11 protein-coding genes and 1 pseudogene are annotated in these 13,493 nt (G+C 42.0%); 7 read left to right on the top strand and 5 right to left on the bottom strand.

Translation table 11 applies throughout. The features are described from left to right. Positions 1 to 341: pseudogene (locus tag J500_RS15865) on the bottom strand (tail-specific protease); the annotation flags it as partial. Positions 342 to 535: 194 nt separating this feature from the next. Here J500_RS15865 and nagZ point away from each other — a divergent pair. Then, positions 536 to 1,555, top strand: a complete 1,020-nt coding sequence (gene nagZ, locus J500_RS15860) for a beta-N-acetylhexosaminidase (RefSeq protein WP_004994867.1) — start codon at positions 536 to 538, stop codon at positions 1,553 to 1,555. Positions 1,556 to 1,662: 107 nt separating this feature from the next. Then, positions 1,663 to 2,520: a class I SAM-dependent methyltransferase gene (locus J500_RS15855; RefSeq protein ID WP_034700534.1), complete on the top strand. Its 858-nt coding sequence runs from the start codon at positions 1,663 to 1,665 to the stop codon at positions 2,518 to 2,520. Between the two features lie 109 nt (positions 2,521 to 2,629). Here J500_RS15855 and J500_RS15850 read toward each other — a convergent pair whose 3' ends face one another. After that, entirely contained in the window at positions 2,630 to 3,964 is a 1,335-nt protein-coding gene (locus tag J500_RS15850) for an alpha/beta fold hydrolase (RefSeq protein WP_004994870.1), read from the bottom strand. A 340-nt stretch (positions 3,965 to 4,304) separates the two neighbouring features. On the opposite strand from J500_RS15850, the gene J500_RS15845 reads away from it, so the two are divergent. The 3 genes from J500_RS15845 (at position 4,305) to pta (ending at position 9,388) form a co-directional block, all read left to right on the top strand. Then, positions 4,305 to 5,570 (top strand): glutamate-5-semialdehyde dehydrogenase, encoded by a 1,266-nt coding sequence (locus tag J500_RS15845; protein ID WP_004994872.1) that lies wholly within the window; start codon positions 4,305 to 4,307, stop codon positions 5,568 to 5,570. Positions 5,571 to 5,953: 383 nt separating this feature from the next. After that, entirely contained in the window at positions 5,954 to 7,153 is a 1,200-nt protein-coding gene (locus J500_RS15840; protein ID WP_004994875.1) for an acetate/propionate family kinase, read from the top strand. A gap of 81 nt (positions 7,154 to 7,234) precedes the next feature. After that, on the top strand, positions 7,235 to 9,388 hold the full coding sequence (gene pta, locus J500_RS15835) for a phosphate acetyltransferase (RefSeq protein WP_004994876.1): 2,154 nt from the start codon (positions 7,235 to 7,237) through the stop codon (positions 9,386 to 9,388). Positions 9,389 to 9,481: 93 nt separating this feature from the next. Here pta and J500_RS15830 read toward each other — a convergent pair whose 3' ends face one another. Both J500_RS15830 and J500_RS15825 read right to left on the bottom strand, forming a co-directional pair. Then, positions 9,482 to 10,123: a hydrolase gene (locus tag J500_RS15830; protein ID WP_004994878.1), complete on the bottom strand. Its 642-nt coding sequence runs from the start codon at positions 10,121 to 10,123 to the stop codon at positions 9,482 to 9,484. A gap of 160 nt (positions 10,124 to 10,283) precedes the next feature. After that, the gene (locus J500_RS15825; RefSeq protein WP_004994881.1) at positions 10,284 to 10,907 is read right to left on the bottom strand and encodes a class I SAM-dependent methyltransferase; all 624 of its coding nucleotides are present in this window, start codon (positions 10,905 to 10,907) and stop codon (positions 10,284 to 10,286) included. A 157-nt stretch (positions 10,908 to 11,064) separates the two neighbouring features. Between J500_RS15825 and J500_RS15820 the strand changes: the two genes are divergently transcribed. Continuing rightward, a complete protein-coding gene (locus tag J500_RS15820) occupies positions 11,065 to 12,591 on the top strand; it encodes a fumarate hydratase (RefSeq protein WP_004994883.1) in 1,527 nt (508 codons plus the stop codon). Between the two features lie 160 nt (positions 12,592 to 12,751). On the opposite strand, the gene J500_RS17915 is transcribed toward J500_RS15820, so the two are convergent. Next, entirely contained in the window at positions 12,752 to 12,970 is a 219-nt protein-coding gene (locus tag J500_RS17915; protein WP_373866482.1) for a hypothetical protein, read from the bottom strand. Positions 12,971 to 13,189: 219 nt separating this feature from the next. Here J500_RS17915 and J500_RS15815 point away from each other — a divergent pair. Further along, the coding region (locus J500_RS15815) for a transposase (protein WP_034698237.1) at positions 13,190 to 13,493 on the top strand (304 nt) is incomplete at its 3' end.

Raw genomic sequence — 13,493 nt, 5'->3', positions numbered from 1 at the left:
CCTGCTTTCAGCGCCGCGCCAAAAGTCGAGCCATATTTTGTTTTATAGTCCTGTACTTCAGAAGCCAAAAATAATGAATGATCAGGATCCAGACTATCCAGATACATATCTAAAATACGATTGGAAGTATTGGCATCCAGACGCATATTTAAATAATGCTGACGGTCGACCAATGTCGCTAACTGGCGAGAAACCAGTGCTTGTTCCTGAGTCGGTTGAATGGTTTGAGAGATGGCCGCAGGTGCAGTATCAGTTGCCGCAATTGCTTCGTTTATCGCATGTGTGAAGAACAATCCACCAGTCGCGACTGCAACTGCACAAGCTATCGTTTGAAGTTTCATAAATTTTTAATACTTCCTTGGATTTTCCAATATTACCCGCTGTGCCATCGACCCCGAATGTCACAGATTCAACATCTTAACCAACTTAATTTGTGTATGTCGTGTAGTTTTATCATATTCTATGCTGGCAGAATGTAGCAAATCATTGCAAAATTCCGCTATTGTTTTATCCAAAAATTAGACGAGCAACCTTTATGATCGGCGCTTTGATGCTAGACATTGCTGGCACAGAACTTACACAAGAAGATATTGAACTCTTACGCGCTCCGCAAGTCGGTGGCATGATTTTATTTGCACGAAATATTGAATCGCCACAACAAGTGCGTGCATTAACAGATCACATGCGCCAAATCCGCCCAGATATTTTAATTGCTGTCGATCAGGAAGGCGGACGTGTCCAGCGTTTAAAAACCGGATTCACCTTATTGCCTGCAATGGGACGTTTTGGTGAGTTATATCAACACCAACCAGAACAAGCGATTCAATTGGCTGAGCAATGTGGCTGGCTCATGGCAACTGAGGTTTTAGCGGTTGGTATTGATTTTAGCTTTGCACCCGTTTTGGATATCAATGACCTAAGTGATGTGATTGGCGATCGTGGTTTTGCCAAAAATCCACAGGATATCGTGCCATTAGCATCAGCCTTTATGAAAGGTATGCAACAAGCAGGTATGGCAAATACGGGCAAACATTTTCCCGGTCATGGCTCTGTGCAGGCAGACTCGCATGTTGCCGCAGCGATTGACCATCGTAGTTACGATGAAATCTATCAAAAAGACATGCAGACGTTTATCCAATTGATGCCACAACTGGATGCACTCATGCCGGCCCATGTGATTTATGAACAGGTCGATCCTAACCCTGCTGGTTTTTCACCATTTTGGGTTCAAGAAATTTTGCGTAAGCAGTTAGGTTTTGATGGCGTGTTATTTTCAGATGACCTGAGCATGCAAGCAGCTTGTGTTGCGGGTGGAGCTGATGCACGTTTACAGGCGGCACTTTCCGCAGGCTGTGACATGGGACTGGTGTGTAATGACCGCTCATCGGCTTGTTTGGCACTCGATTCGATTGAACATCTAGCTTTACCACATCAAGAACGCTTGGAACGTATGCGAGGCAAGATTCCTGAATTAAAGATTGGCAGTACGCTTGAATTAGGAGATGTGTGGCAATCTCATAAAGCGCAGATCGAAAAATTCAAAGATAGCTTTTAAGGCATTGAAGGTTATAATAAAGTCGCTTTTACATCATGAATATATGGGTATATTCATGATGTCTAAAATTACGCATGGATGATAAATAAAATAACAGGCTCAGGAATATGACCCAACCGCTTTCAAAACATCGACATATCTCTTTTACCGCTCACTACACAGGTTATATCTGGTATCAAATGGGGATCTCACATCAAGTATTTGCTACCAAAAAGGGCAAGTCTTTAGCTGCACTGGTTCACCCACTGGAAAGTTGGGCAGAGAAATATGTCGGTGGCAGTATGCGAAGTACTCTCAAACAACGACATACCTTATTGGATGATCAACTTAAAACGCTCATTGAGCAACATCCTCAGTTACAGTTTTTGGAAATCGCCAGTGGTCTTTCACCGCGAGGTTGGTGGTTTAGACAACATTATCCAGAGATAACTTACCGTGAACTAGATTTACCAGACATGGCACAAACCAAACAAGCTGCATTGCAACAGATTGAAGCCAATGCACCCGACATGCTGTCTGTTGATTTATTTACCGCAGAATTTAAACAAGCATTTGACTTATTTGACCCCTCACTTCCTCTCGTGGTGATCAGTGAAGGGCTGATTAATTATTTTGATAAACCGTTGTTAGCTCAATTAATTCAGTCGATTGCTGAATATGGTCAGCCATTTAAAGAATTACACTATCTCACCGACTTGTACCCTGAACCAGTCAAAAACAAGTTGGCAAATATTATCTGGAGTAGCAGCAAACTTCTCAAATGGATGTCTCGCAGCGCCTTTAGCTTTCATTTTACTCCCCCAGCCGATGTTGAAACTTTTTTTATGGAAAATGGTTTTGATCAGGTAAAAGTGACACAACCAAAAGATTATTTTGATTCAAATACCGTACAACGGCAGAATAATCAGGAACACTTAGGCGATCTGGTTTGGACGATTCATGCTATCAATAAGAAGCACACTTAGAATCGATATATAAAGCAAAGTTTACACAATAAAAAACAGCATCAAAGATGCTGTTTTTTATCCCCAAATAACGCGGCAAGATACGGCTTCTCAGATATCTCTATTCGCGTTACACCACCTCAGCGTACTGAAGTTGATGTTCTTTTTGCCGCGCCACATAGCGCAGCAAACGATCTGCAACCGCAAAACTACCATGCTTAAAGATCGCCCTTACTCCAGATGACTCCACCTGAAAAATCAGACATTCGATACTAAACATACCTTCTTCATCTTCTAAATGAAGAGCCAAATCTCGTGGATAACTTTCGACACCATTCGCTTCATTCGGCTGATTCAGTTGTAAAAGTACACCAAAGAAACTTAAATCACTAATCATTACTTTGAACTGCTCAGGCAAATAACGATGGGTCAATTGCGTATGTGGTTGCATGACTTCTATACGCTCTTCACCGCGACGATCCATATGTTTGATTTGTTCACGGGTCATCGGAATAATGCCATCCAAACCCTGAATCGACTCACCATTTAAATAGGTTGCAAACAAATGCATGGTTTCTTTACGGCGTTGAAGCTGCGGCACATGGTCCGCATTGGCGATCAAGGCAAACTGCATATCAGGGCATTGCAAAGCAAAATTGGCATTTTCAAAAGGCAAAGTGAAACTATCATACTGTCCAGCGGCAACCAGCGTTTTGCACTGTGGAATCGGCACATCTTTTAAACGCAATAGCCGATTACAGTTGATCTCATAACGCAAACGCTCAGTCTTGGTAAATTCAGCCATTTGACGGAAGAATAAACGCTTTGCTGTAGGTGACATTCGAGTCTTGTCAAGTTTGGCATGATTCACCAGATACAAAATCACGGCTTGACCAAATTCTTCCATCCGATCTTCTTGCATCAACTTCAGCGACTCTTCCAAGATCATGCGCCAGCTTTTACGGGTCTTTTGCATCACTCCCATTAGGACCATACGGTCAACCAGTTCAGGACGTTGGTGCGCAAATGAAGAAGCAACCACTGAGCCTAATGACATGCCCATCATAGAGACTTTGGAAATACCCACAATATCCAACCATACACCAAGCATTCTGGATAAATCCGATAATTCAAGCGTTCCCGCAGAAACACCTGTATCACGGTTGGTAATCTGCTGATTCGCACCCATTGAAGGTAAATCAATTAAAATGACAGGTCCGCAAGCAAACAGTTGTTCAACACAATATTTATAAGAGTTGAAATTTTGAAATGCCCCGCCCACAATTACAATGGGAGTCTGATGAATTGTACGCACATCAGCCATGGCCATGAATTCGACTTTCCAGCCATCAATCCATGTTTCACGAGCAGATTGCTTAAAAATATCTTTATGATAAAGATCAAAAAAACCAAAAGGTGAACCCGCTTGGTGAAGATCCGCGTCCATCTGGATAATGGAATTCATTTCCTGCCTCCTGCCTGCGTTGTTTTTTATCTATGCAGGCTCCGTTCCATGCGACACAATGGCTATGCATCCTTACTCAATTTTTTTGTATAACGTCAATAGCCTTATTGTTTCATTCTATACAGATGTGACTTTTTTAAGCAACTCTTTCTATAACCACTCATCTAGTTTCGATCTTTTTCAAGTTTCAAAATATTTAAAGTCGCGTAACAATTTCACAGTTTTCTACAAAATCACGCATTAGCTCATCTTTACCGCATCATGATGACTATACCAATCTGGTCATAGCCTGTTACTATGCAATGTACCTTTATGGATTTTTAACCGATCAAAGACTGCTATGCACGATTCAATTGAACACTATATGCAAACAGTAGGTCAAAATGCGCGTCAGGCTTCCCGCTTGCTGGCCAGCGCATCGACCTTAACGAAAAACAATGCGCTTTCAGCCATTTTTACTGCGCTAGAAGATCGTCAACCGCAAATTTTAGCGGCGAATGCGATTGACATGCAAAAAGCGCACGAAAACAATCTGGATAGTGCTCTACTTGATCGTTTAGAACTTAACCCCTCACGCTTTAAAGGCATGTTACAAGGCTTAAAAGATGTAATCGCACTTAAAGATCCGATCGGTGAAATTACTGATATGTCATATCGCCCTACGGGTATTCAACTCGGTAAGATGCGTGTGCCTTTAGGCGTTGTCGGCATGATTTATGAATCACGGCCAAATGTCACACTTGAAGCAGCATCCTTAGCGCTAAAATCTGGCAATGCCATTATTTTACGTGGCGGCTCAGAAGCGCTTGAGTCCAATAAAGCCATCGCCGAAGCCATTCAGTATGGACTTAAAAAAGTGGGCTTACCTGAGCATGCCGTTCAAGTGATTGCAACCTCTGATCGTGCCGCAGTCGGTCAACTGATTACCATGAGTGAATATGTCGATGTGATTATTCCACGTGGCGGTAAAGGTCTGATAGAACGAATCACCCTTGAAGCACGTATTCCTGTTATTAAACATTTAGATGGCAATTGTCATGTTTTTGTAGAAGCTGAAGCTGATCTACATAAAGCTCTCCCAATTGCGCTTAATGCCAAGACTCATCGTTATGGTGTATGTAATGCCATGGAAACGTTGTTGGTCGATGAAAATATCGCAGAAGAGTTTTTACCGCGTATTGCTGAACTGTATGCTGAAAAACATGTCGAGCTTCGAGGTTGTGACCAAACTCGTCGTATCCTCGGTGAAAGCGTCAAAGTCGCCACTGAAGAAGACTGGTATACCGAATATCTAGCGCCCATCCTTGCGATTAAAGTGGTATCGGGTATTGATGAAGCGATTCAACATATTAACAAATATGGCTCTCACCATACCGATGCAATCATTACTGAAAATTATTCCTTAGTTCGCAAGTTTTTGGCCGAAGTAGATTCAAGCTCTGTGATGATTAATGCTTCTACACGTTTTGCCGATGGTTTTGAATATGGTTTAGGTGCCGAAATTGGCATCTCGACCGATAAAATCCATGCGCGCGGTCCTGTGGGTTTAGAAGGTTTAACCTCACAAAAATGGATCGTATTTGGTGACGGTCAAATTCGTCAATAAAATAATATGTCTTCTGGTTTTGTCGTTCAGGCGACAGAGCCAGAAAATGATTCAGCATTGAATCATGAAGTTATTTTTTAAAAATAGAAACATTTTTATTAAATAAATTGCAACATGATCAAACTATAAAAAATAGCGGTTCAACGTTATATTGGGTTTAAAAGAAAATTCGTTTAGGTTGGTTATTCGTTGGTTTTAACCCATGAATGCTAACGATAAATTAAAGATTGTTCGATAGTGCTTAAGTCTAATCGGCTAAAGTCTAGCTTGGACAGAAAAAAGACACATGTTACAACATGTCATATTGATATTCGGACTGACAAAATCAGATTTGAAAATCAATATATTAAGGAAACAATTTAAAATATTTTGGGTGCAATACCGTGTCTACATCCGTTTTAGTGATTAACTGTGGTTCTTCCTCTATCAAATATGCTTTGGTTTCAGATCGTCGTGAAAACCGTATTTACGGTTTGGCTGAAAATCTAGGCACAGCAGAAGCTCGTATTAAAGGGATTACGGTCGGCGGTGAGCCCCTTGAATTATCCATTCCACACGCCGACCATGAAAAAGCACTTGAAACATTGTTGGCACGCTTAGCCAACTATAAGCCGCAGGCAATAGGACATCGTGTGGTACATGGTGGTACATTAACCAAAGCGGAATTACTCACCCCAGAAATTATTGAACGTATTGTTGCTGCAACGCCATTAGCACCCTTACATAACCCTGCACATTTGGTTGGTATTGATGCCACTATGCGTTTATTTCCCGAATTACCCCAAGTGGCTGTATTCGATACCGCATTTCATCAAACTATGCCCGAACATGCTTATCGCTATGCCTTGCCGAAATTCTTTTACACGGAACACAATGTCCGCCGTTATGGCTTTCATGGTACAAGCCATGCGTATGTATCTGATCGCGCCAGTGAACTGTCTGGACAATTCCGACAAGGCGGCTGGTTAACAGCACATTTAGGCAACGGTAGCTCGACCTGTGCGGTATGGAATGGTGAAAGTATTGATACATCAATGGGATTAACGCCGCTTGAAGGTATTGTGATGGGAACCCGTAGTGGCGATGTTGATCCAAGTATTCATAGTTTTATTGCCAACAACTTGGGTTGGGATATCGACAAGATTGATAAAATGCTCAACAAAGAAAGTGGGTTGTTAGGTTTATCTGATAATTTATCTAATGACATGCGCACATTGATCGAAGCCTCAGAAAATGGCAACGAAGATGCAAGACTTGCCATTGAAGTATTCAGTTACCGTTTAGCCAAGTCATTAGCTGGTTTAAGCTGCGGTTTACCCAAAATCGATGGTCTGATTTTTACAGGTGGGATTGGGGAAAATTCAGCCTATATCCGTGAAAAAACCATGACATATCTACCTCATTTTGGTTTTAAACTAGATAAAGATCAAAACAATACACTACAACGTGGTACAGAGGGCCGGATTGATGTAGGTCAAGGACCACAAATCTGGGTGATTCCTACAGATGAAGAAGGACGTATTGCCAAAGAAACTGAGCAAGTGGTGCAACAGGCAAAAAAGCTTGATGTTGTGATTGGCTAATCGTGCAGAGCTTATTGAGAGATCAGTCCTCTCAATAAGCCAAATACAAATGTTAAAAATATAATTTTATTTAAGGTCATTATGAATACAATTTTAATGATTCCAACCGCTGAAGGCGTTGGTTTAACCTCAGCCTGTTTGGGGATGGTGTATGCGCTGGATTGCAACGGCATTAAAGCTGGGTTTTTAAAACCATTTTCTCAGGAAAATCAGAATCAGTTTGATCGCACTACATCTCTCTTTCATCATTTATTTCAACGTGATACTGTCCAGTCAATTTCTCACGAAAAGCTGCTGCAATATATTTCAGCAGGCGAAATGGATGACTTACTTGAAGAAGCCGTTAGCCTGCATCGTACGATTGCGGCTCAGCAGGATGTAATTATTGTTGAAGGTTTACTGCCCAACGGACAAGATCATTTTGCCAGTGAACTCAATGCAGCGCTTGCACAAGCACTTGATGCCAAAGTGATTTTGGTTAGTACCGCAGATATTCAAAATCCACGAAAAACCGCGGAAAGAATCGAATCACATTTACGTCAGTTTGGTGGTGTCAATTCAAATCGCACCGCTGGCGTACTCTTTATGCGTACACGAGGTTTGCCTGAAGAATCAGCTCAAATTCCACTCACCATCGACCCTTCGCTGCGCCTGAGTGCTGAAATTGAAAAATTTAGTCTGGAACTACAAAAATACAATCGTCATTTGGGTACCAAAGAACTGCCGATTATCGGGATGGTGCCTTTTAGTAATACCTTAAGTGTGCCACGTACATTAGATATTGCTTCGGTGATTGATGGTGAGTGGGTTCATTTGGGTGAAGCCAAGCAACGACGCATTTTGCATTCAAGTTTAATTGCTTCAAGCATTGAATATGAACTCAATAAATTTGTCGCGGGTGAATTGATTATCAGTGCTTCCGAACGTACAGATGTCCTTTTGGCAAGTAGTCTGGCAACCAGCAATGGAATTCCTTTGGCAGGTCTGGTGCTGACCGAACGCACAGCGCCAGCCACCCAAATTCTGGATTTTTGCCAACACGCGATTAAACGCGGCTTACCTATTTTACATACCCAACTCAACACACTGGAAACCGCACAACGTCTGGCAGATTTTGGTAATGAAATTCCAGTTGATGATACCGAACGTGCCGAACAAGTCACTCGTTTCGTTTCGAGTCATATCGATACCGAATGGCTCAAGACCCAAGTCAATGGTAACCTCAGACCTCGCTTATCCCCTTCGGCCTTTCGTCATGAATTAGTGCAAAAATCGATTGCTGCCAAAAAACGCATTGTACTCCCTGAAGGTGATGAACCTCGTACTGTCCAAGCCGCGGCTATTTGCCAAGAACGTGGATTGGCGCATTGTATCTTACTAGCCAAACCCGAATCTGTAATCGATGTCGCTAAAGCGCGTGGCATTGAGCTTCCAGATGATCTGGAAATTATTGATCCAGATACCATTCGAGACCAATATGTCACACCAATGGTCGAACTACGCAAAGGCAAACTAAACGAATTACAAGCCAAAGAGCAACTTCAAGATACAGTGGTTCTTGGCACGATGATGCTGGCATTGGATCAAGTCGATGGTTTGGTTTCAGGTGCCATTCACACCACAGCCAACACTGTTCGTCCTGCATTTCAGTTGATTAAAACTGCGCCCGAATATTCACTGGTTTCATCCATTTTCTTTATGCTGTTACCCGATGAAGTCTATGTGTACGGTGACTGCGCGATTAATCCTGATCCCGATGCACAACAATTGGCTGAAATCGCAATTCAGTCTGCGGACTCAGCGAAAGCCTTTGGGATTGAACCACGTATTGCCATGATCAGTTATTCAACAGGCACTTCTGGCACAGGTGCAGATGTTGAGAAAGTGGTCGAAGCGACTCAAATCGCCAAACAGCGTCGCCCAGATCTATTGATCGATGGCCCATTACAATATGATGCAGCCTCGGTCGAAAGTGTTGGCCGTCAAAAAGCACCAGACTCCCAAGTGGCAGGTCGAGCCAATGTCTTTATTTTCCCTGATTTGAATACAGGCAATACCACTTATAAAGCAGTTCAACGTTCTGCCAATGTAGTTAGTGTTGGCCCAATGTTACAAGGCTTGAATAAACCTGTGAATGATTTGTCTCGCGGCGCGTTGGTCGATGATATTGTGTTTACCATTGCACTCACCGCCATTCAGGCGGAGCAACAGGTTGAAGTAAAAAGCAGCAACTAAAGTATCTTAATTGATAATTCCATAGAAAAGTCCCTTGAAATATCAGGGACTTTTTTTATGAAAACCAAATTATGAATTTAGTTTAATTGATCTTTATTCACTGGCATCATAAGAGAACTGGATACCTGCTGTACCGCCAGTTTCAATGAATAATTTGATAAAATCAGGCACTGTTTCTTTACGCTGCCAGTCACGTTGTAATTCACAGAATAATTGTGCCACACTAATTAATTTACCGCCCGCCTGTTCAATACGGCGTAATGCAGCCGCGTGAGCAGCCAATGAGGTTCCACCTACTGCATCAGCAACCACATAGACTTCGTAGCCTTCCTGTAGCGCATCGAGTGCTGGAAAGGTTAAACAAGCTTCTGTCCAAAGCGCAGTCATAATCAGTTTTTTACGACCCGTAGCCTTGACAGCTTCTTTAAACTCGACATCTTCCCAAGAGTTAATAGAAGTACGGTCATAAGTTGGATAATCTGCCAACACTTTACGTAACTGAGGAATCGGTGGTTTGTTTAAACCTGTTTTGACATTTACCGTTGAATGAATAATCGGTAAGCCATAAACAATCGCAGCTTTGGCACTGCCGACAATATTATTGATTAAAAGTTGACGATCCATCGAAGCAATCGAGTTAACTTGTACTGGTTGATAATCGATACAAATAAAAGCTGAATTTTGAGGTGTTAATAGATGATCTTGCTTTGGATCACGAATGGCTTCACTGGTCATTTTTATTCCTTTTTGATCTTTGTGATAGAAATCATTCTCATCTTATGCCGACAACCCTGTAAAGAATATGACTATTTTTAGGACATAGTTTTTCATTTTGTAATGTAGATAAAACTATATTTTTATGGATGCAATATTTGCCTACAAGGTCATTAATTCATCATGGAATATGATTCATTTTTTTTACCAGCCAAACGGTATGCCCTGTGCATTCAGCATCTTCTGCAACCATTTTAACCACATCAAAACCATATTGAGTCAATAATGCGCGGTATTCTTCGGCATCCAAACTGGCATGATACAAAGGCTCTCCAAACATCTCTCCAATCGCCTCACCATGACTCGGCCCACTGGTAAACATCAGGGCGGCTCCGCGCTTTGCATGCGCTGAAAATTGTGCAAACATTTCACGTTGATCATCTGGAGTGAGATGGAAAAAACTATCCCATGCCAAAATGCCATCAAACTGTTGATCAAAACGAAAATGTCGCATATCGGCATTGATCCATGTCTGTTCAGGAAAAGATTCCCGCGCTATTTCCAACATCACCTCTGAGCGATCTACCCCTGTCACCTGACAGCCATTTTCTATGAAATACGCTGCAATCGGTTGACCTGAACCACAACCCAAATCCAATACGCTTGCATCATTAGATGGTAATAATGCCAAAAAACGATCTAGCCAAACTTTTTCATAGAGATAATCACCGCGAAGCTCTGTCCAGTCGCGTCCATATTTTTGATAAATTTGAATGATTTTTTGGGCTAAACGCTCATTATTCATTTATTTTCACTTTTTTTTCATCATTTTGATGGGTATTTTAATCTGATTTTAAAAGCTTAGACCTTCGACCAAAATCTCGGCAAAACCGCCCACAGCAGTGTCATTTTGTCATATAATCTTTGCCGCTAGCTAACTGCCCGCTCAAGAGATTTTTGATATGACCACAATTATCAAACAAGATGACTTGATCACTTCGGTCAAGGATGCCCTTCAATTCATTTCTTACTATCACCCGCAAGACTTTATTCAAGCCATGAGTCGTGCCTATGATCGTGAAGAAAACCAAGCTGCTAAAGACGCGATTGCACAGATCCTGATTAACTCGCGTATGTGCGCAGAGGGTCATCGCCCAATCTGTCAGGATACGGGGATCGTCAACGTTTTCCTTGAAGTGGGTTTAGACGTTAAATTTGATCTTAGCATGAGCTTGGATGATGCCATTAATGAAGGTGTACGTCAGGGTTATTTAGAGAACTCTAATGTACTTCGTGCTTCTGTTTTAGCTGATCCTGCTTTTGGTCGTAAAAATACCAAAGACAACACCCCTGCGGTGATCCACTATAAACTCGTTCCGGGTAATAAAGTAGATATTACTGTTGCAGCCAAAGGTGGCGGTTCAGAAAATAAATCTAAACTTGCGATGTTAAATCCATCTGATTCGATTGTGGATTGGGTACTGAAAACTGTTCCAACCATGGGTGCAGGCTGGTGTCCACCGGGCATGCTCGGGATGGGGATTGGCGGTACTGCTGAAAAAGCGATGATGCTTGCCAAAGAAGCATTGATGGAAGAAATCAACATGGACGAATTGCTTCGTCGCGGCCCTCAAAGCAAGATGGAAGAACTTCGTATCGAGATCTTTGAGAAAGTCAATGCACTCGGAATCGGCGCGCAAGGTCTTGGTGGTTTAACCACAGTACTGGATATTAAAATCAAGGATTATCCTTGCCATGCTGCGGGTAAACCTGTCGGTATGATTCCAAACTGTGCGGCGACTCGTCATGCACATTTCCAACTGGATGGTTCTGGTGTTGCTCATATTCAGGCACCAAAACTTGAAGACTATCCTGCCGTAACATGGGATTCATCTAAATCTAAACGTGTGAATTTAGATACCATTACTCAGGAAGAAATGAACTCATGGCAGCCGGGTGATACCTTATTGCTCAGTGGCACCATGTATACAGGTCGTGATGCAGCACATAAACGTATGGTCGATATGATCGACAACGGCGAAGAATTACCTGTTGATCTTAAAGGTAAATTTATCTATTACGTGGGTCCAGTTGATCCAGTAGGCGATGAAGTGGTTGGCCCTGCTGGTCCGACAACCGCAACCCGTATGGATAAGTTCACCCGTAAAGTACTTGAACACACTGGCCTGTTCGGCATGATTGGTAAAGCGGATCGTGGCCCAACGGCGATTGAAGCTATTAAGGACAATAAAGCGACTTACCTCATGGCAGTCGGTGGTGCAGCTTATCTGGTGTCTAAAGCGGTGCGTGAAGCTGAAGTGGTTGCATTTGCAGATTTGGGAATGGAAGCAATCTACAAATTTGTGGTAGAAGACATGCCTGTTTCAGTGGCTGTTGATGTTAATGGTACATCCATTCACGCGATTGCACCTAAAATCTGGCAAGCTAAGATTGGTAAAATTCCAGTCACAGATGCTGCGGCGGTTTAAATACTTATCTAAGATATAAAGAAAGCACCTTTCGGGGTGCTTTTTTTGTCAGTAAATTTTATCTAAAAAAATATAGCAGATAAACCCAAGATAATTATCAGAGATCAGGGTTTAAAATGTTTGTTCTATAAGCTTAAAACTAAATATCGCCAACACTATTTTAAGCAACCATTTTTCTACAGGCTTCAGTATATTTCCGACACGCTTTTGCACAGTCCTGACCATGCTTTGCTTTATATTGACCACATTCATCCGCACAATAATTACAGGCTTTGGTACAAATCAAACAAATTTCCTGACTCAAAGCTGATTTTCTTTGTATCGCTTTAGCGCACAGATTGTAGATATCCGCACAATCAATACAGCGTAACGCACTCACGCATCATGTTTATATCATCTTCACTCAGACAAGCGAAGACACATCCTGAGCAAGTCACGGAACATAGGGTGCAGTCGGTTACACATTCAGGGAGATTAACTGAATTATTCACTAGAATAGTTTTACGGCACTTATCGCTCATGGAAGTGATTAAAAGCAAACAATACTGGAAATTATTTTTGGGGCTGTACTAGATTAGCGTTGTTTTAATCTATGAAAATGAAGCTAACCAATTGTAAATTCAGCAAGAAAATACAACTTAAACTACTCGAGTTTTTTGTGCTTGAAGTGACAGCCAGATCAGCAGCAGATTTACTAGGGATTCACCCTAATTCTGCTGCTCTCTTTTATACCAAAACTCGTAAGATAATCGCCTATCATTTAGGGCTGGAAGCCCTCGAAGTGTTTGATGGTGAAATTGAACTGGATGAAAGTTATTTCGGTGGCACACGCAAGGGAAAACGGGGAAGAGGTGCTGCTGGAAAAGTGATTGTGTTTGGTTTGCTTAAACGAAATGGAAAGG

It is taken from the genome of Acinetobacter sp. 479375, assembly GCF_000581715.1.
Lineage (GTDB): Bacteria > Pseudomonadota > Gammaproteobacteria > Pseudomonadales > Moraxellaceae > Acinetobacter > Acinetobacter ursingii.
The sequence above is the reverse complement of the archived record's forward strand: the minus strand, read 5'-3'. Positions and strand labels throughout refer to the sequence as shown.